This is a genomic window from Brachybacterium halotolerans subsp. kimchii, assembly GCF_020792675.1.
Taxonomy (GTDB): domain Bacteria; phylum Actinomycetota; class Actinomycetes; order Actinomycetales; family Dermabacteraceae; genus Brachybacterium; species Brachybacterium halotolerans.
On sequence record NZ_CP086254.1, the window covers coordinates 462,752 to 480,635 of the forward strand.

The 17,884-nt window shown below is 72.8% G+C and carries 17 protein-coding genes and 1 tRNA gene; 13 read left to right on the top strand and 5 right to left on the bottom strand.

All coding sequences use genetic code 11. The annotated features are described in order from the left end of the window. The first annotated feature begins 34 nt into the window (after positions 1–34). The 4 genes from alaS to Bra3105_RS02145 are packed head-to-tail and all read left to right on the top strand — an operon-like array spanning position 35 to position 5,776. A complete protein-coding gene (gene alaS / locus Bra3105_RS02130; RefSeq protein ID WP_228358413.1) occupies positions 35–2,734 on the top strand; it encodes an alanine--tRNA ligase in 2,700 nt (899 codons plus the stop codon). Further along, positions 2,734–3,246: a Holliday junction resolvase RuvX gene (ruvX, locus tag Bra3105_RS02135; RefSeq protein ID WP_228358414.1), complete on the top strand. Its 513-nt coding sequence runs from the start codon at positions 2,734–2,736 to the stop codon at positions 3,244–3,246. Before alaS ends, ruvX begins: the two co-directional genes overlap by 1 nt. Continuing rightward, positions 3,243–4,904, top strand: coding sequence for an endolytic transglycosylase MltG (mltG, locus tag Bra3105_RS02140; RefSeq protein ID WP_228358415.1), 1,662 nt, complete (start codon positions 3,243–3,245; stop codon positions 4,902–4,904). Before ruvX ends, mltG begins: the two co-directional genes overlap by 4 nt. Then, positions 4,901–5,776 carry a shikimate dehydrogenase gene (locus tag Bra3105_RS02145; protein WP_228358416.1) on the top strand — a complete coding sequence of 292 codons (876 nt, stop codon included), beginning with the start codon at positions 4,901–4,903 and terminating at the stop codon, positions 5,774–5,776. Before mltG ends, Bra3105_RS02145 begins: the two co-directional genes overlap by 4 nt. 112 nt (positions 5,777–5,888) lie before the next feature. On the opposite strand, the gene Bra3105_RS02150 is transcribed toward Bra3105_RS02145, so the two are convergent. Both Bra3105_RS02150 and Bra3105_RS02155 read right to left on the bottom strand, forming a co-directional pair. After that, positions 5,889–5,974, bottom strand: a tRNA-Leu gene (locus Bra3105_RS02150). Positions 5,975–6,068: 94 nt separating this feature from the next. Next, positions 6,069–6,617, bottom strand: coding sequence for a hypothetical protein (locus Bra3105_RS02155; protein ID WP_228358417.1), 549 nt, complete (start codon positions 6,615–6,617; stop codon positions 6,069–6,071). A 197-nt stretch (positions 6,618–6,814) separates the two neighbouring features. Here Bra3105_RS02155 and Bra3105_RS02160 point away from each other — a divergent pair, with 197 nt between their 5' ends. Further along, the gene (locus tag Bra3105_RS02160; RefSeq protein WP_228358418.1) at positions 6,815–7,279 is read left to right on the top strand and encodes a tRNA (cytidine(34)-2'-O)-methyltransferase; all 465 of its coding nucleotides are present in this window, start codon (positions 6,815–6,817) and stop codon (positions 7,277–7,279) included. A 20-nt stretch (positions 7,280–7,299) separates the two neighbouring features. On the opposite strand, the gene Bra3105_RS02165 is transcribed toward Bra3105_RS02160, so the two are convergent. Both Bra3105_RS02165 and Bra3105_RS02170 read right to left on the bottom strand, forming a co-directional pair. Then, a complete protein-coding gene (locus Bra3105_RS02165; RefSeq protein ID WP_228358419.1) occupies positions 7,300–7,800 on the bottom strand; it encodes a prepilin peptidase in 501 nt (166 codons plus the stop codon). Positions 7,801–7,903: 103 nt separating this feature from the next. Further along, the gene (locus Bra3105_RS02170; RefSeq protein ID WP_200500727.1) at positions 7,904–8,197 is read right to left on the bottom strand and encodes a DUF5703 family protein; all 294 of its coding nucleotides are present in this window, start codon (positions 8,195–8,197) and stop codon (positions 7,904–7,906) included. A gap of 126 nt (positions 8,198–8,323) precedes the next feature. On the opposite strand from Bra3105_RS02170, the gene Bra3105_RS02175 reads away from it, so the two are divergent. The 3 genes from Bra3105_RS02175 to mshC all read left to right on the top strand — a co-directional run bounded on the left by Bra3105_RS02175 (position 8,324) and on the right by mshC (position 11,136). After that, positions 8,324–8,677, top strand: a complete 354-nt coding sequence (locus tag Bra3105_RS02175) for a DNA primase (protein ID WP_200500726.1) — start codon at positions 8,324–8,326, stop codon at positions 8,675–8,677. A 148-nt stretch (positions 8,678–8,825) separates the two neighbouring features. Continuing rightward, on the top strand, positions 8,826–9,704 hold the full coding sequence (locus tag Bra3105_RS02180; protein WP_228358420.1) for an undecaprenyl-diphosphate phosphatase: 879 nt from the start codon (positions 8,826–8,828) through the stop codon (positions 9,702–9,704). 103 nt (positions 9,705–9,807) lie between these two features. Further along, positions 9,808–11,136, top strand: a complete 1,329-nt coding sequence (mshC, locus tag Bra3105_RS02185; RefSeq protein ID WP_228358421.1) for a cysteine--1-D-myo-inosityl 2-amino-2-deoxy-alpha-D-glucopyranoside ligase — start codon at positions 9,808–9,810, stop codon at positions 11,134–11,136. 13 nt (positions 11,137–11,149) lie between these two features. Here the strand turns inward: mshC and Bra3105_RS02190 are convergent, their stop codons facing one another. Next, a complete protein-coding gene (locus Bra3105_RS02190; protein ID WP_228358422.1) occupies positions 11,150–11,956 on the bottom strand; it encodes a PAC2 family protein in 807 nt (268 codons plus the stop codon). A 131-nt stretch (positions 11,957–12,087) separates the two neighbouring features. Here Bra3105_RS02190 and Bra3105_RS02195 point away from each other — a divergent pair, with 131 nt between their 5' ends. The 5 genes from Bra3105_RS02195 to Bra3105_RS02215 are packed head-to-tail and all read left to right on the top strand — an operon-like array spanning position 12,088 to position 17,884. Beyond that, entirely contained in the window at positions 12,088–13,239 is a 1,152-nt protein-coding gene (locus tag Bra3105_RS02195) for a site-2 protease family protein (protein WP_228358423.1), read from the top strand. A gap of 17 nt (positions 13,240–13,256) precedes the next feature. Beyond that, positions 13,257–14,363: a tRNA (adenine-N1)-methyltransferase gene (locus Bra3105_RS02200; RefSeq protein WP_228358424.1), complete on the top strand. Its 1,107-nt coding sequence runs from the start codon at positions 13,257–13,259 to the stop codon at positions 14,361–14,363. 2 nt (positions 14,364–14,365) lie between these two features. Further along, positions 14,366–15,958 (top strand): proteasome ATPase, encoded by a 1,593-nt coding sequence (gene arc / locus Bra3105_RS02205; protein ID WP_228358425.1) that lies wholly within the window; start codon positions 14,366–14,368, stop codon positions 15,956–15,958. Then, the gene (dop, locus tag Bra3105_RS02210) at positions 15,951–17,699 is read left to right on the top strand and encodes a depupylase/deamidase Dop (protein WP_228358426.1); all 1,749 of its coding nucleotides are present in this window, start codon (positions 15,951–15,953) and stop codon (positions 17,697–17,699) included. Before arc ends, dop begins: the two co-directional genes overlap by 8 nt. Continuing rightward, positions 17,696–17,884 (top strand): ubiquitin-like protein Pup, encoded by a 189-nt coding sequence (locus tag Bra3105_RS02215; protein ID WP_200500719.1) that lies wholly within the window; start codon positions 17,696–17,698, stop codon positions 17,882–17,884. Before dop ends, Bra3105_RS02215 begins: the two co-directional genes overlap by 4 nt.

A 17,884-nucleotide genomic window follows, 5' to 3' on the forward strand; every position in this document is an offset into this window, starting at 1 on the left:
CCCCCGCGGCGGCCCAGGAAGGACCCCGACCTCCATGCGCACCTCCGAGATCCATCGCCGCTGGCTCGACTTCTTCGCGAAGAAGCAGCACGAGGTCGTGCCCAGCGCATCGCTGGTCTCCTCCGACCCGTCGATCCTCTTCACGATCGCCGGCATGGTCCCCTTCATCCCGTACATCGTCGGGACCGAGAAGGCCCCGTACGCGCGGGCCGTGAGCGTGCAGAAGTGCATCCGCACCAATGACATCGAGAACGTCGGGCGCACCACCCGCCACGGCACCTTCTTCCAGATGGCCGGGAACTTCTCCTTCGGCGACTATTTCAAGAAGGGCGCGATCGACTTCTCCTGGGAGCTGCTGACCGGCGCGCAGGACGAGGGCGGGTACGGGCTGGATCCCGAGCGCCTGTGGATCACCCTCTGGGAGGAGGACCAGGAGTCCTTCGACCACCTGGTGGAGGTCATCGGGTTCCCCGCCGAGCGCATCGTGCGCCTGCCGTGGGAGGAGAGCTGCTGGGACACCGGACAGCCCGGCCCGGCGGGATCCACGGGGGAGTGGCACTACGATCGCGGCCCCGAGTTCGGCCCCGACGCGCCGCACGGCGTCCTGCCCGAGTGGCCCGGATCCCCGGAGGCCGAGGACCGCTACATCGAGATCTGGAACCTGGTCTTCGACCAGTTCCTGCGCGGCGAGGGCAAGGGCAAGGACTACCCGCTGCTGGGCGAGCTCGACCAGAAGTCGATCGACACGGGGCTCGGCGTCGAGCGCCTCGCGTACATCCTGCAGGGCAGGAACAACATGTACGAGGTCGACCAGGTCTTCCCCGTCATCGAGAAGGCGCAGGAGCTCTCGGGGCGCGTCTACGGCGCGGACGACGAGGACGACGTGCGCCTGCGCGTGGTCGCCGACCACGTGCGCAGCGCCCTCATGCTCGTGGCCGACGGCGTGAAGCCCGGCAACGAGGGCCGCGGCTACGTGCTGCGCCGCCTCATCCGCCGCGCGGTCCGCTCGATGCGCCTGCTCGGGTACGACGACCCCTCGATGCCGGCTCTGCTGCCGGTCTCCAAGGACGTCATGAAGGAGTCCTACTCGCAGCTGGAGAGCGACTTCTCGCGCATCAGCGACGTCGTCTACGCGGAGGAGGAGGCGTTCCGCCGCACCCTCGCCTCGGGCACCACGATCTTCGATCAGCTGGCGGGCGGGGTCCGCGAGCAGGGCGGCCGGAGCATCGCGGGCGAGGACGCCTTCCGCCTGCACGACACCTTCGGCTTCCCCATCGACCTGACGCTCGAGATGGCGCAGGAGGTGGGCCTCAGCGTGGACGAGGAGGGCTTCCGCTCGGCCATGTCCGAGCAGCGCGAGCGCGCCCGCGCCGACGCCGCGGCGAAGAAGACCGGCCACACCGACACCGCGCTCTACAACCGGATCCTCGGCCAGCGCGGCGAGGCCGTGCCCTTCCTCGGGTACACCGAGTCCTCGGTCGCGACCACCCTCGAGTCCGTCCTGGTCGACGGGGCGCTCGTCGACACCGTCCAGGCCCCGGCCGACATCGAGGTCGTGCTCGCCTCCACGCCGTTCTACGCGGAGATGGGCGGCCAGCTCGCCGACCAGGGACGCATCGCCCTCACCGGCGGCGGCATCATCGAGGTCGACGACGTGCAGGCGCCCGTCAAGGGCCTGCCCGTGCACCGCGGCCGGCTCGTCGAGGGCGAGGCGCACCCCGGGGAGAGCGCGATCGCGACGATCGACCTCGAGCGCCGCGGGGCGATCGCCCGCGCGCACACCGCGACGCACATGGTCCACCAGGCGCTGCGCGAGGAGCTCGGCGAGGGCGCGACCCAGGCCGGCTCCGAGAACTCGCCCGGGCGCATGCGCTTCGACTTCCGCTTCGGCCAGGCCGTGCCGAAGTCCAGCCTCGAGGAGGTCGAGGGCCGCGTGAACACCCTGCTGCAGCAGGAGCTCGAGGTCACCGACGCCCAGATGCCCATCGACGAGGCGAAGGCGCTGGGCGCCCAGGCCCTGTTCGGCGAGAAGTACGGCGACATCGTGCGCGTGGTCTCGATCGGCGGCGACTGGTCGCGGGAGCTCTGCGGCGGCACGCACGTGCCCACGACCGGTGCCCTGGGCTCCGTCAACCTGGTCGGGGAGTCCTCGATCGGCTCGGGCGTGCGCCGCGTGGACGCGCTCGTGGGGCTGAACGCCTACCGCCACCAGGCCAAGGAGAAGGCGCTGGTCTCCCAGCTCTCGGAGATCATGAACGTCGGCGCCGACGATCTGCCCGAGCGCGTCCGCTCGCTGACCCAGCGCCTGCGGGAGACCGAGAAGCAGCTCGCCGCCATGCGCGGCGCCCAGCTGCAGGCCGAGGCCGGGCGGCTCGTGGAGAGCGCCCGCACCATCGGCGGCACCCGCGTGCTCCTGCACGACGCGGGGGAGGGCATCGCCGCGGGCGACCTGCGCACCCTGGTCCAGGATCTGCGCAACCGTCTCGGCGAGGACTCCCCGGCCGTGGTCGCGGTCGTCGGGGCCGACGGGGCGAAGGCCGCGCTCGTGGTCGCGACGAACGCGGCCGCGCGCGAGGCCGGCCGACGCGCCGGAGCGCTGCTGAAGGCCGGAGCGGAGGCGATGGGCGGCCGCGGCGGCGGCAAGGACGACATGGCCCAGGGCGGGGGCGGAGATCCGCAGCGCACCTCGCAGACCCTGGACGCGATCGCCGCCGCGCTGGGCGCCGACGCCTGATGCCCGAGGATCCGCAGGAGACCCCCCGGCGGTTCGTCCGGCTCGGGGTCGACGTCGGAGACGTGCGGGTGGGCCTCGCCCGGAGCGATCTGGACGGGCTGCTCGCCACGCCCGTCGAGACCCTGCCGCGGGACGGCGCGGTCGCGGGCGTCGTGTCGCATGCCCGCGAGCTCGAGGCCCGTGCCATCATGGTCGGGCTTCCGCGCTCGCTGAGCGGGCAGGAGGGGCCGGCCGCCGCGAAGGCGCGTGCTTTCGCGGACGAGCTCGCCGATGCACTGCAGGCGCAGGGCGTCGAGGCCGAGATCCGCTTCGTCGACGAGCGTCTGACGACGGTCACGGCGCACCAGGCCCTCCATCGCTCCGGACGGAAGGGCCGCCGGCACAGGTCCGTCGTGGACCAGGTGGCGGCGGTGATGATCCTGCAGCAGGCGCTGGAGGTCGAGCGCAGCACGGGGCGCGCCCCCGGCGAGCTGCTCGAGACCGCGCCGGACACCGAGGGAGAGGGCCGATGAGCGAGGACGACCGCGAGGCGCCGGACCAGCCCTCGGGCTCACGCCACGTGCGTCGGCCGCGCCCTCATGGCCGGCGCGCCCGCCGGATCGATCCCGCCGCCGAGCCGGGTGCGGATCCCGCCGCAGAGCCCGGCGCCCCGAGTGTCGGCGCCGTCCCGGCGCGATCGGACGAACAGCGGCGCGCGCTCGAGGAGGCCCGTCACGCGCTCCGCGTGCGTCGGGGCGAGGACACCTTCCCGGCCGCCCCCTCCGAGACCGGGTCCTCGACCTCGGCCGACGCAGACCTCCCGCGCACCCATCGCGCAGCCGCCCCCCGGTCGGGATCCGAGCCCGCGCCCGAGCCGCCGCCCGCGCCGCAGCCGCAGGAGCTGGGGCCCGCGGACGCGCACGAGAGCGCCGACCACCGGCACGAGGCCTTCCATCCCGCAGGGCACGAGGCGCGAATCGACGTGGTCGACGACCACGACGACCACGAGCGCGTCGACGCCATCCGCGAGGACGACGAGGAGGTCGTCGACGACGAGCGCGACGACGAGGACGATGCCCACCCCTTCGCCGGCTTCGAGCACGAGCAGAAGCGCCGCTCGCCCCTGCACATCCTGCCGATCCTGCTGGTGCTCGTGGTCGTCCTGGCCGTGGGAGCCGGCGCGGTGTACGGCTACTCCTGGCTGCGCGGGAACGTGAACGTGGACCAGGCGCAGGACGACGACTACACGGGCACGGGCAGCGACGAGGAGGTCGTCATCGAGATCGCCGAGGGCGATACAGGGTCCGACATCGCCTCGACCCTCGTGGACAAGGGAGTCATCAAGTCCGCACCGCCCTTCGTGCGCCTGTTCGGCACCAGCCAGGAGGCCAGCAAGATCCAGCCGGGCTCGTACCGGGTGAACACGAAGATGTCCTCGGCCTCGGCGCTCGAGGCGCTCCTGGACCCGTCCAGTCAGACCGGCCTGCGCGTCACCATCCCCGAGGGGATGCGCATGAAGGACATCTTCGAGCGGATCTCCAAGACCACCGGCATCCCGGAGAAGGACTTCGAGAAGGCCGCCAAGAACTACACCGATTACGGGATCCCGAAGAACAGGGCGAACAGTCCCGAGGGATACCTGTGGCCGGGTCGCTACGACATCCCCGAGGATGCCTCCGCGGGAGACGTCCTCACCATGATGTGGGAGCGGATGGAGACCGAGCTCGACGACCTCGGCGTCGCCCCCGAGGACCGCGAGAAGGTGCTCACCCTCGCGTCGATCGCCGAGAAGGAGGCACGCGACCCCGACGACTACGGCCGTGTGGTGCGCACTCTCGAGAACCGCCTCGACGGGGCGGGCGATGCCCATGGCAAGCCCATGAAGCTGCAGCTCGACTCCACGGTCGCCTACTTCTCGGGCAGCGATTCGATCTCCACGACCCCGAAGCAGCGCGAGACCGACAGTCCGTACAACACCTACCTGCACGAGGGGCTGCCGGTCGGCCCGATCTCGAACCCCGGGAAGGCGACCCTCGAGGCGGCGGCCGATCCGCCCCAGGGCGAGTGGCTGTACTGGGTGACCGTCGACACCAGCACGGGCGAGACGAAGTTCGCCGACACCTACGCCGAGCACGAGAAGAACGTGGCCGAGTGGAAGAAGCGGGCGGCGACGAAGGACGCGGACGGATGAGCGCGCCCGAGCACGGGCCCAGACGCTTCGCCGTGGTCGGCTCGCCGATCGCTCACTCGCTCTCGCCGGTGCTCCACACGGCCGCCTATCGCGCGCTGGGCATCGAGGACGCGCAGTACGGCCGCTTCGAGGTCCCCTCCGGGCAGCTGCGGGCGTTCCTGAGCACCGAGGAGGGCGCGCGCCTGCAGGGGCTGAGCGTGACCATGCCCGGCAAGGTCGAGGCGCACGATCTCGCGTCCTCGCGCGACACCACGGCCCGGATGCTGGGGATCGCGAACACGCTCGTGCGCACCCCGGCCGGCGCGTGGCGAGCGGAGAACCACGACGTCCACGGGATCGTCGCTGCCCTCGGCGACCATTCCCTGAGCGCCTGCCGCTCGGTGGGCGTCCTGGGATCCGGGGCGACGGCGGTCTCGGCGCTCGCGGCGGCCTCCCGTCTCGGCGCCTCCGAGGTGCTGCTCACGGCCCGCAGTCCCGAGAAGCTCGCGCCGCTGCGCGCCCTCGCCCGCGACCTCGGCATGGACAGCCGTGAGGTGCCCTTCTCCCGCAGCCGGGAGGTGCTGGGCGCCGATGCGGTGATCAGCGCTCTCGCGATCGACGGCGCCCGTCGCGTCGCCGAGGACTGGCGGAGGCAGGGCGTCGACTCCGTGCCGCCGGTGTTCCTCGACGCGCTCTACGATCCCTGGCCGGCTCCGCTCGCCGCGGTCGTGGCCGAGCACGGGGGAGAGGTCGCCAGCGGGCTCGAGATGCTCGTGCACCAGGCGGACATGCAGCTGCGCTCGATGCTGGGGATCCCCGGAGTGCCTCTGGAGGCGATGCGCGAGGCCGCGCGGAACGCGCTCGCACAGCAGGCCGGTCCCGCGCAGTCCTGAGCAGTCCGGATCCGACGCAGGTCGCCGCGGACGCTCGACGGCCCTCGAGGATCCGACCCCGCGCACGCAGAAGGCCCCCGATCTGCAGTGCAGATCAGGGGCCTTCGGTGGGTGTCCGAGGGGGGACTTGAACCCCCACGACCTAATACGGCCACTAGCACCTCAAGCTAGCGCGTCTACCAATTCCGCCACCCGGACAGGTGGTCACCGTGTCGGCCACATGGAGACTCTAGCACGGGGAAAGGGCCGTGCCACCTCCGCATACGCTCATTCGGCCGGTTCGTGAACAGAGTCACTCGGCAGCAGTGCCGATGCCCTGGAGAAGGCCGAGCGCACGGTCGATCTCGCCGAGCGCCCGCGCGGCCGACGGGTCCTCGGACTGCTGGTCGAGCTGGTGCCGGAGGTCCTCGAGCGCCGCCGCGGCCAGGCAGGGGAGCGGAGCGCGAGGAGGCGTCTCCCCGGAGGCGACGGCGACATGGATCTCGGCGAGCACCTCGCGCAGCTCGTGCAGGCTCGTCGCCTCGAGATCCGTGATCGCGTCGACGCGGGCACGTGCCGCGAGCGACGCGCAGCGGCGCAGCAGCTCGTCGGACCGCGCGGGGCGGGGCCGGGAGACGAGCGCCGGGTCGGCCGCGACGTCTGCGACGGCGTCCGCTGCGGCGATGGCGGGGGTGGGCGGCGAAGGCTGCGTGGCGGAGATCCCGCGCACCGCGGCGAGCTCAGGGGCCTCGATGCCCGGATCCCCGGGCAGCAGATCGCCGTCGTCGAGCACGTCGTGCTCAGCGGGGGCAGGGGCGACGGGTCGGAACGAGCCCTTGTGGGTCGTCGCGATCGCGGACATGTCCACCTCCATGTGGGTCCTCGGTGTGCCTGCTGTCCGCCGGCCCCTGTGCGGGGCGCTGCGGCGGATGCGGGGCATCGCCACCAGGACAGAACTTTACTCATCCTTTACTGGGAAGTCCATGAGTGGGCCACGGTGCGGGACGACGGACGGGCGTGTGGCCGCAGCGGGTGCGCAGGGGTGGAAGGATCCTCCCCATGGTCCATGTCTTCTTCCACGAGCCGCGCATCGCGGGCAACACGGGCAGCGCGATCCGGCTCTCCGCGGTCACCGGCGCCCCGCTGCATCTCATCGAGCCCCTCGGCTTCGACCTCGAGGACTCCAAGCTGCGTCGCGCCGGCCTCGACTACCACGATCTCGCCACGACGACGGTGCACCCGGACATCGAGGAGGCTTTCGCCGCGCTCCCTGAGTCGCGCGTCTTCGCCTTCACCTCCCATACCGAGCATTCCTTCGCCGACGTCGAGTACCGGGACGAGGACGTGCTGCTGTTCGGCGCGGAGCCGACGGGCCTGCCCGAGGAGGTCCTGGCCCATCCGCGCATCACCGGTCAGGTGCGCATCCCCATGCTCCCCGCCCGGCGCTCGCTCAACCTCGCCGCCGCCGCGTCCATCGCGGTCTACGAGGCGTGGCGTCAGCAGGGGTATCCCGGCGGCGCCTGATCCGCACGGTCGCAGGCGGCTCACATCCCGAGCGCGGACCGCACGAGCGGCGCGCCCAGCAGCCCCAGGAAGGGGCCGGCGAGCAGCACGGGGCCGAAGGCGAAGCGCGATCCGCCCGAACCGGTCGCGATCATCACCGCGATCCCGATGATCCCGCCCAGCAGGGCGGTGCCGAGCGCGCCCGCCACGAGGACGTCGGGCCCGAGCGCCGTGCTCATGAGCACGACGGCCGGGGCCGTCTTCGCGTCGCCCATGCCGATCAGCTGCGGTGCGAGCAGGGCGACCCCGATCCCCGCCGCGGCCACGACGAGGGCGAGGACCGCGGCCGCGCCGACCAGGGGACGCAGAGCCGGCTCGAGAAGCGCGAGCACGCCCAGGACGAGCGCGAGCAGGAGCGTGAGCGAGGCGACCCAGCGGTTGGGCAGGCGGTGCTGGGCGCCGTCGATCGCGCTCAGCACGACGGCGTGGGGGAGGTACACCGCGAGCAGCGGGACCAGGAGAATCTCGGGGACGGCGCTCACGCGCTCATTCCAGCAGATGCGCGGTGCGCGGGCACGGGCCCGTCGGCGCGTTGTGGACGGAGCGCCCGTGGGGAGGACCCGTCCTCCCCTCCCGAAGGAGGCGTCAGCCCGCGGCGGCGGGGAGCGTCGAGGAGACGCGGATGATGCGGCGTCGCATCCACACCCGCTTCTCGCCGCCGTAGTAATGGCGCGTGCGCACGAGGTCCCAGCGTCCGTACTCCGACTCGGCCGCGAGCGCCGTGCGCACGCTCCGGATCGAGGTCCCGCGCGGGACGGCGAGCACCTGGAACTCGTAGTCCTCGGGGGAGCGGCCCTTCTCGACGGGAAGATCGCGGGCGCCGCGCGGCGGGGGCGCGGGCAGGCGGCGGAACGGCGGGGGACCCTGCGGACGGGGCACGAGCACTCTCCTCACGGGATGCGGATCGGTGCGGCGCCGAGCGACGGGGCGCGAGGTCGCGTCCGAGCGCCGTCCGGTGTCGACGGGGACTGTCCATTCTGCCCGGCGACGGGGTACGGTCCAACCATGAACACGGACCCGCGTTCGGCCCTGGCCGCACTCATCGCCGCTCTGGAACGACACTACGAGGCCGCCGCCTCCTCGCGCGGCGACGACGACCCCGCCCTTGAGGCGGCCACGGAGGGCCTGACCACGGCCTTCGACGCGTACGACGATGCCCTGTTCGACGCCTACGACGTGGCGACGCCGCTCATCGTCTTCGACGGGGACGACGAGGACGACGACTACGAGGACGACGACGACTACGACGACCTCGATGACGACGATCTGGACGACGACGGCTTCGAGGACGACGAGGACGGCGAGGAGGGTCCCGACGGCGAGGGCGAGTTCGACGGCGCCCAGGATCTGGAGCGCTGAGAGCACGTCCCCCACCGGCTGACGGGGAGACGTTCCCTACTCCTTCGCCACCCACGGCGCGCGGCGCCCGCCCCAGAGGCGGGCGCCGCGTACTGTGTGCGGGGCGCTGAGCGCCCGGCCTCCGTCCCCGAGCACTGCAGGAGAACGCGTGTCCATCCTCGATGCGATCATCCTCGGCATCGTCCAGGGGCTCACCGAGTTCCTGCCCGTCTCCTCGAGCGCGCACCTGCGCGTGGTCGGCGAGCTGCTCATGCCCGGCCAGGATCCCGGTGCCGCCTTCACCGCGATCGTGCAGCTCGGCACCGAGACCGCCGTCCTGCTGTACTTCTGGAAGGACATCACGCGGATCATCGGCCGCTGGTTCCGCGCCCTGGTCGGCCGGCTCCCGCAGTCGGACCCCGACGTGCGCATGGGCTGGCTGGTGATCATCGGCTCGATCCCGATCGGCGTGCTCGGCCTGGCCTTCGAGGGGCAGATCGACAGCGGCCTGCGGAACCTGTACATCACCGCCGCGATGCTCATCCTGTTCGGCGTGCTCCTCGCCGCCGCGGACCGCCTCGGCCCCCAGCGCAAGCAGCTCACCGAGCTCAGCTGGCGGGACGGCATCCTCTTCGGCCTCGCCCAGGCGCTCGCGCTGATCCCCGGCGTCTCCCGATCGGGCGGCACCATCACCGCGGGCCTCGCCATGGGCTACACCCGCAAGGCCTCCGCGCGCTACGCCTTCCTGCTCGCGGTGCCCGCGGTCTTCGCCTCGGGCCTCTACAAGGCCGCGAAGGAGGTGCCGCCGCTGCTGAGCGCCGACGGCCGCGCCGCAGCGGCCGCCGCGGGACAGCCCTCGCTGCTCGCGATCATCATCGCCACCGTGGTCGCCTTCGGCATCGGCTACGCGGTCATCGTCTGGTTCATGAAGCTCATCGAGAACCGCTCCTACCTGCCGTTCGTGGCCTACCGCATCGCCGCTGGCGTGCTGCTGCTGGTGCTGCTGACCACGGGCGTGCTCGACCCGCTCGCGGGATCGACCGCGTGACTCACCGCGGCTCCCGTCGGCCGTCGTCCGCGCCCCCGACGCGCCGTGTGGTCCATCCCTCCCGCCCCGCCGGGCCGGGGGACCAGGTCCGTATGATCGTCGGGTGCGCTCCTGGAACTCGCCCTTGATCAGCCCGCTTCCCGCCTCCGGGCTCCCGCCGCGGCTGCACGACTCCCGCACTGGTCGCGTCGGGCCCGTGCCCGTGCTGACGCCGGGTCGCGCGCGCCTGTACGTCTGCGGCATCACCCCGTACGACGCGACCCACCTGGGCCATGCCGCCACCTACCACGCGGCCGACCTCATGCGGCGCGCCTTCCTCGACCAGGGCCTCGAGGTCGAGCTCGCCCAGAACGTCACGGACGTCGACGACCCGCTGCTCGAGCGCGCCGACCGCGACGGCATCGACTGGCGCGTCCTCGCCCAGCGCGAGACCGACCTCTTCCGCGAGGACATGGCGCACCTGCGCATCCTCGCCCCGCAGACCTACCGCTCGGTGAGCGAGTCGATGGACGGGATCATCGACCTCGTCGACGAGATCCGGCGCGCCGGCCGCGCCTACCAGGTCCCCACTCCCGACGCCGAGGGCGAGGACTGGTACCTCGACCTGGCGATGGACGGCTCCCTCGGCGCCGTCAGCGACTGGAGCGAGGAGCAGATGCTCGAGGTCTTCGCCGACCGCGGGGGAGACCCCGAGCGTCCCGGCAAGCGCGGCGTCTTCGACCCGCTGCTGTGGCGCGCCGAGCGCGAGGGCGAGCCCGCCTGGGACGCCGGCGAGCTGGGCCGCGGCCGGCCCGGCTGGCACGTGGAGTGCGTGTGCATCTCCCGCGACGCCCTGGGCCTGCCCTTCGACGTGCAGACCGGCGGACGCGATCTCGTCTTCCCCCACCACGACATGTGCGCGGCCCACGCCACGGCGCTCGGCCGCCCCTTCGCGAGCGTCTACCCGCACACCGGGATGGTCGCCTACGAGGGCGAGAAGATGAGCAAGTCGCTGGGCAACCTCGTCTTCGTCTCCAAGCTCGTCGAGGCGGGCACGGACCCGATGGCGATCCGCCTGGTCCTCATGGCCCACCACTACCGCTCCGACTGGGAGTGGACCGACGCCGAGCTGGCCGCGGCCGAGGAGCGCCTGGCCGCCTATCGCGCCGCCGCGACCCGCGACGCCGACCGGGCCGGGTCCGCCGGATCGACCGGTGCGGAGATCGTCGCCGCGCTGCGCCGCGCGCTGCGCGAGGACCTCGACACCCCGACCGCGCTCTCGGTGCTCGACGACTGGGCCGCGGACCGCGCGCTCGCATCCCGCCTCACCGCGCCGGCCGAGGACGCCGAGGCCGCCCCGGCGCACTCCGCGGACCAGGGCGGACCAGCACCCGAGCAGCCGTCCGACGTCCCCGCGGCGCTCGACGCGCTGTTCGGGATCGTCCTGGACTGATCTCCCGGAGCCCTCAGTCCTCGCCCTCGCGGCGACGAAGGAAGCGCTCGAACTCCTTGGCGATCGCGTCGCCCGAGGCCGCCGGGAGGTCCTCGGCGTCCTGCGCCTCCTCGAGCCGCGCGACGTACTCGGAGATGTCCGGGTCGTTGCGCGAGAGCTCCTCGACCCCGCGCTCCCAGGCCTCGGCGTCCTCCTCGAGCTCCTGCATCGGTACGGGTGCGCTCACATGGTCCTGGAGCGCCCGCACCAGGGCGAGCACGGCCTTGGGCGAGGCGTTCTGCGAGACGTAGTGGGGGACCTGCACCCAGATGCTCGAGGTCCGCACGCCCAGGCTCACGGCCGCGCGCGCGAGCACGGTGGGGATGCCGATCGGGCCCTCGTAGGACTCGGCGTCGGCCTGCTCGGCGGTGCCCGGCTCGATCTGGTCGCTCACCGGCAGCGGCCGCGTGTGCGGGGCGTCGGCCAGGAGCGCGCCCAGGGAGATCAGCCGGGTGGCGTCGGCCCCCAGCAGGCGGTCGAGCACCTGGCGGCAGAACGCTCCCCAGCGCATGGACGGCTCGGCGCCGTGGACGAGCAGCAGCTCGGGTCCGCGGGGAGGGGTCACCAACTCGATCCGGGTGTCCGGCCAGTCGATGACCTTGCGGCCGTCGGCGTCCAGCCGCAGCTCGGGGCGGTGCACCTGGAAGTCGACGTACTCCTCGGCCGGGATCCGGGCGATGGTGCGGGAGGGCCAGGCCGACAGCAGGTGCTCGATGGCCCCGGTCGCCGCTTCGCCGGCGTCGTTCCAGCCGCTGAAGGCACAGATCGCGATGCGGGTCATCCCCGCAGTCTAGGACCCTCCAGGTCGCCCGCGTAGGGTGCGGTGACGTGGCCGTTACCTGCGACGCCACCCGGATGCCGGTCGCCCGCGCGGCCCGTCCGCCGCCCGAATGCGACCACGCCGGAGGATCGATGCCCGCGCCCAGCCTGCGCCTGCCCGGACTGCCGCCGATCCGGATCTCCGGCGCGACCCTGGTGATGGTCGCGGTGATCACCCTGCTCGTCGCCCCGGGCTTCCGCATCATCCCCGGCATGACCTCGGCCGGCGTGCTCGTGCTCTCCCTCGCCGTCGGCGTCTCCCTCGTCGTCTCCGTGGCCCTGCACGAGATCGGCCATGCGATCGTGGCGCGCGCCTCCGGCGCGCACGTCGACCACATCGCGCTCACCCTGTGGGGAGGGCACACCACCTACCGGGCCCGACGGGTGGGCGCTCTGCCCTCGGTGCTCATCTCCCTCGCCGGTCCCGCCGTGAACCTCGTCATCGCGGTCGCGGCGGCGCTGGCCGAGCACGCGGCCCCCGGTGCCGGCAGCTCCCACCTGCTCACGATGATCTCGAGCCTGAACTGGGCGCTCGCGGTGTTCAACGTGCTGCCCGGGCTGCCGATGGACGGCGGCCGGGCGCTCGAGTCCCTGCTCGGCGCGCTCCTGCGCAGCCCCCGCACGGCCACCCGCATCACCGCCTGGATCGGGCGGGTCATCGCGATCGTGGTCGTCGCGGGACCGCTGCTCGCAGCGCTCCGGTTCCCCGGCAGCACGAGCGTGATCCTCGTGCTGTGGGGCGTGATGATCGGGATGATGCTCTGGCGCGGAGCCGGCGACGCCCTGCGCGAGGCGGGCCTGCGCGAGCGCGTGCTCGCCCTGCGCGCCGGGGACCTCATGGTCCGCATCCCCCTCGTGCGGGCCGACGCGCCGCTGACCACGCTGCCCTCCGGAACCGAGGACGCTCCCGGAGCCCAGCGCGCTCCGAGAGCCGCGGACACCGCACGGCCCGAAGACCGCGGAGTCCCGCGCCTGCTCGTGCTGGACCCGTCGCACGGCGTCGGCGTCCTCGACGAGGAAGCCCTCGCCTCCGTGCCCGGGACGCAGCGCCCCGCCGTCCCTGTGGGGGCGGTGACCACCTGGCTCGGCGCCCCCGGACGCCTCGCCGAGGACCTCGCGGGGGAGGATCTCGTGGAGGCGGTGCAGACCCAGCGCCGGGCCGTGCACCTGGTGACGGAGGAGGGCGGGGAGATCGTCGGCGTCGTCACCACGGCGATGATCGATCGCGCCCTCCAGCAGGGCTGACGCCTAGACTGGTGTGCATGACCTCAGCCGCCGATGAGACCCCCCTGCACGGGGCCCCGCAGGAGACTGCGCAGAGCTCCCCGCAGCCGCAGTCCCCGCAGCCCGCCCCCCGGGCGGAGCGCCCAGGACTGGACCGCACGGGGCCCTTCGTCCTCGGCGACAAGGTGCAGCTCGCCGATGCGAAGAACCGTCTGCACACGATCACCCTGCGCGAGGGCGGCGAGTTCCACACCCATCGCGGGGTGCTGCGCCACGCCGATCTGATCGGCGCCGAGGACGGCGTGGTCGTCGAGGACTCCCAGGGCAATCCGTTCCAGGCCCTGCGTCCGCTGTACTCCGACTACATGCTCTCGATGCCGCGCGGCGCCGCGATCATCTACCCCAAGGACTCCGCCCAGATCCTCATGTGGGGAGACATCTTCCCCGGTGCCCGCGTGCTCGAGGCCGGTGTCGGATCGGGCGGGCTCACCACGGCGCTGCTGCGCGCGATCGGCGAGCACGGGAGCCTGCGCTCGATCGAGCGCCGCGAGGAGTTCGCACAGGTCGCCCGCGAGAACGTCGAGACCTTCTTCGGCGGCGCGCCCTCGACCTGGGACCTGCAGATCGGGGACTTCCAGGACGTCGCCGCGCAGATGGCCCGCGAGGGGGAGAGCGCGGACCGCGTGGTCCTGGACATGCTCGCGCCCTGGGAGTGCGTGGACGCCGCCGCCGAGGTGCTCGTCTCCGGCGGCGTGTACCTCGCGTACGTCGCGACCGTCACCCAGCTCTCGCGCACCGCCGAGGCGCTGCGCGACCACGGCGAGTTCACCGAGCCCTCCGCGTGGGAGAGCTTCGTGCGGCCGTGGCACCTCGAGGGCCTCGCCGTGCGCCCCGAGCACCGCATGAACGCCCACACGGGCTTCCTGCTCACGGCCCGCCGCACGGCGCACGGCACCCAGGCCCTGCGGCGCACGCGTCGGCCCGCGCCGGGCTCGCAGGACGAGGCCGAGCTGAACCATCCGGACAACGAGGGCTTCGGCGGCTCCACCACCGAGTGGAGCGGCGAGGACCTGGGGGAGCGCGGCATCGCACCCCGCAAGATCAAGCGAGCCCTGCGGGACATCCGCCAGGGCAGGGACCGGTGAGGATGAAGACCTACCAGGAGATGACCGAGGAGCTCGAGCGCTTCGCGGCCCAGAACGATCGTCTGGTGACGAGCCTGCGCTCCGCGCGCGCCCAGATCGTCGACCTCAAGAGCGACCTGGAGCGCGTGGGCGATCCGCCGAACTCGTACGCGACCTTCCTGCGCCGTGCCGAGGGCACCACCGTGGACGTCCTCCACAACGGCCGCCGCCTGCGCGTGGCGACCAGCGCGGACATCGACCTCGAGGCGCTCCGTCCCGGCGCCGAGCTGCGGCTGAACGAGGGCCTCGCGGTGGTCGAGGTGGTCGACGCCCAGGAGACCGGCAGCGTGATCGTCGTCGAGGAGGCTCTCGCCGACGGCCGCGTGCTCGTGCAGGTCGGACCCGACGACCTGCGTGCCTTCCGGCGCTCGGGCGCCGTCGCGGAGACCACCCTGGACGCGGGCGACCACGTGCTCGCGGACCTGCGCGCCCAGCTCGTCCTCGAGCGCATCGACCGCGCGGAGATCACCGACCTCGTCCTCGAGCAGGTGCCCGACACCTCCTTCTCGCGCATCGGCGGCCTCGGCGAGCAGATCGAGGCGATCCGCGACGCCGTCGAGCTGCCCTTCCTCCAGCAGGACCTCTACCGCGAGTACGGTCTGCGCCCGCCCAAGGGCGTGCTGCTGTACGGCCCTCCCGGCTGCGGCAAGACGATGATCGCCAAGGCCGTCGCCCACGAGCTCGCCGTGCGCTCGGCCGAGGCCCGCGGGGTGAGCGTCCAGGAGGCGCTTCAGCGCTCCTTCTTCCTCAACGTCAAGGGCCCCGAGCTGCTGAACAAGTACGTGGGGGAGACCGAGCGCTCGATCCGCCTGGTCTTCGAGCGCGCTCGCGAGCACGCCGAGTCCGGTCATCCCGTGGTCGTGTTCTTCGACGAGATGGAGTCCCTGTTCCGCACCCGCGGCACGGGGCTCTCGAGCGACGTCGAGACCACGATCGTCCCCCAGCTGCTCGCCGAGATCGACGGCGTCGAGTCCCTCGAGAACGTCATCGTCATCGGCGCCTCGAACCGCGAGGACATGATCGACCCGGCGATCCTCCGCCCGGGCCGCCTGGACGTGAAGATCCGCATCCGCCGTCCCGACGCGGACGCGGCCCGCGAGATCCTCGGCCTGTACCTCGACGCGGGCGTGCCGCTGCGCGAGGACCGCGACGCGCTGCTGGACCTCACGGTCTCCGAGATCTACGCCGAGGGTGAGCACACCGCCTTCGTGCGCCTGGAGTACTCCGACGGCAGCGCCGAGACCCTCCACTTCCGGGACTTCGTCTCCGGGGCGACCCTGCGCAACATCGTGGACCGTGCGAAGAAGTACGCCGTCAAGGACTACCTGGAGACGGGCGTGCCCGGGATCGGCACCGCGCATCTCAGCGCCGCCGTCGCCCAGGAGTTCGCGGAGAACGAGGACCTGCCCTCCGGTGCGCACCCCGATGACTGGGCCCGCATCTCCGGTCGCCGCGGCCGCCGCGTGGAGCACGTGGTGCCGTTGCGCGCGGGCGGGGCACCGGCCGCGCAGGACGGGGCCGACGCGCCGACGGGAGAGGAGCCCCGCGATGCATGAGGCCACCGACCCCAGCGGAGCCGCCCGCCCCCTCGTCACCGAGCGCGTGATGGGCATCGAGACCGAGTTCGGCATCCTGCACGCGGACCTGGGCGAGCGCAGCGGCGAGGCCTCGAGCTCGATCGCGCTCAGCCATCTCGTGGTCGGCGCGTACGCCCTCCTGCACCCCGACCAGGGCGCACGGGGCCGGCGCGTGCGCTGGGACTACGGCGACGAGTCGCCCCTGCAGGATGCGCGCGGCTTCGAGATTCGCCGCGCCGCCGCGCATCCCAGCCAGCTCACCGACCAGGTCCACGACGCGCACCTGCCCAGCATCGACCTCGACATGCCGCTGCCCGCGCCCGAGGTCGCGCCCGAGGGATCGGACGCGGATGTCCTCGCCTGGGCGGGGCGCCGCTCGATCGGCAACAGCGTGCTCGTCAACGCCGCCCGCCTCTACGTCGACCACGCCCACCCCGAGTACTCGTCGCCCGAGGTGACCACGGCGCGCGAGGCCGTGGTCTGGGACCGCGCCGGGGAGATCGTCGCCCAGCGCGCCATGGACGTGCTGCGCGCCGCCGAGGGCGCCCCGGACGTCGCCCTGTACAAGAACAACACCGACGGCAAGGGCGCCTCCTACGGCACCCACGAGAACTTCCTGCTGGAGCGGGCCGTGCCCTTCGACCGCGTGGTCGAGGCGCTGCTGCCGTTCTTCGCCACCCGTCAGATCCTCGTCGGCGCCGGACGCGTGGGACTGGGCACCCGCGGCGGCGAGCCCGGCTTCCAGATCTCCTCGCGCGCCGACTTCTTCGAGGAGGAGGTCGGCCTCGAGACCACGCTGGACCGCCCGATCGTCAACACGCGCGACGAGCCCCATGCGGACGCCTCGCGGCATCGCCGGCTGCACGTGATCATCGGCGACGCGAACATGCTCGAGGTCTCCACCTTCCTGAAGATGGGCATGACGAGCCTCGTGCTCGCGGCCCTCGAGGCCGAGCACGCGAGCGGCGAGAGGATCCTGCCCGAGATCGCGCTCGCGGACCCGGTGCAGGCGCTGCGCTCGATCAGCCACGACCCCTCCCTGCGCACCACGGTGATGACGGCCGAGGGCGACGAGGTCACGGCGCTGCAGATCCAGCGCGCGTACCTCGAGGCGGTCTCGGAGCGGGCCGACCGCGCCGACCGCGAGACCGCCGAGGTCCTGGACCTATGGCGCGACCTCCTGGACGCCCTGGAGACAGACCCCGCGCGCGCCGCGGACCGCATCGAGTGGGTGGCCAAGCACCAGCTACTCGAGAGCTACCGCGCCCGCGGGGGGCTCGCCTGGGACGACGCGCGCCTGCGCGCGATCGACCTCCAGTTCACCGATCTGCGCCCGGAGCGCGGCCTCTTCGCGAAGCTGCGCGCGGCCGGCCGCGTGCGCACCCTCGTCGGCGAGCAGGAGGTGCTGGACGCCGTCCTCGCCCCGCCCGCCTCCACGCGCGCCCATCTGCGCGGCGGCCTCGTGCGCCACCACCAGGCGCAGGTGCCGTCGGCGGGATGGGACGTGATCACGCTCGCGGGCGAGGCGTCCGGCTCCGGCGCCTCGACGACCTCGCGCGTGCGGCTCGCCGATCCCCGCGCCGGATCCCGGGCCTGGTGCGAGGCGCGCGATCTCGATCCCGCCGCGCCGCTGCCCGAGGTGCTCGAGGCCCTCGCGCGCGCGGCCGACGCACCGTCGGACCCGACCCCAGCACCCACCCCCACGGAGGAGACGAGATGACACAGCAGAGCCTCAGCGGTTCCGGCCCGTCGGACGACGAGCAGAACGACGACGAGACCCTGGCCGGCGGCCAGGTCTTCGCCTCCGCGCAGGGCGCGGACGACCTCCTGGACGAGATCGACTCCGTTCTCGAGTCGAACTCCGAGGAGTTCGTGCGCTCCTTCGTCCAGAAGGGCGGTCAGTGA

Bases quoted from the DNA above. Each gene is read 5' to 3' on its own strand.
- alaS (WP_228358413.1), top strand. From the start codon at position 35: ATGCGCACCTCCGAGATCCATCGCCGCTGGCTCGACTTCTTCGCGAAG.
- ruvX (WP_228358414.1), top strand. From the start codon at position 2,734: ATGCCCGAGGATCCGCAGGAGACCCCCCGGCGGTTCGTCCGGCTCGGG.
- mltG (WP_228358415.1), top strand. From the start codon at position 3,243: ATGAGCGAGGACGACCGCGAGGCGCCGGACCAGCCCTCGGGCTCACGC.
- Bra3105_RS02145 (WP_228358416.1), top strand. From the start codon at position 4,901: ATGAGCGCGCCCGAGCACGGGCCCAGACGCTTCGCCGTGGTCGGCTCG.
- Bra3105_RS02155 (WP_228358417.1), bottom strand. From the start codon at position 6,617: ATGTCCGCGATCGCGACGACCCACAAGGGCTCGTTCCGACCCGTCGCC.
- Bra3105_RS02160 (WP_228358418.1), top strand. From the start codon at position 6,815: ATGGTCCATGTCTTCTTCCACGAGCCGCGCATCGCGGGCAACACGGGC.
- Bra3105_RS02175 (WP_200500726.1), top strand. From the start codon at position 8,324: ATGAACACGGACCCGCGTTCGGCCCTGGCCGCACTCATCGCCGCTCTG.
- Bra3105_RS02190 (WP_228358422.1), bottom strand. From the start codon at position 11,956: ATGACCCGCATCGCGATCTGTGCCTTCAGCGGCTGGAACGACGCCGGC.
- Bra3105_RS02195 (WP_228358423.1), top strand. From the start codon at position 12,088: ATGCCCGCGCCCAGCCTGCGCCTGCCCGGACTGCCGCCGATCCGGATC.
- Bra3105_RS02200 (WP_228358424.1), top strand. From the start codon at position 13,257: ATGACCTCAGCCGCCGATGAGACCCCCCTGCACGGGGCCCCGCAGGAG.
- arc (WP_228358425.1), top strand. From the start codon at position 14,366: ATGAAGACCTACCAGGAGATGACCGAGGAGCTCGAGCGCTTCGCGGCC.
- dop (WP_228358426.1), top strand. From the start codon at position 15,951: ATGCATGAGGCCACCGACCCCAGCGGAGCCGCCCGCCCCCTCGTCACC.
- Bra3105_RS02215 (WP_200500719.1), top strand. From the start codon at position 17,696: ATGACACAGCAGAGCCTCAGCGGTTCCGGCCCGTCGGACGACGAGCAG.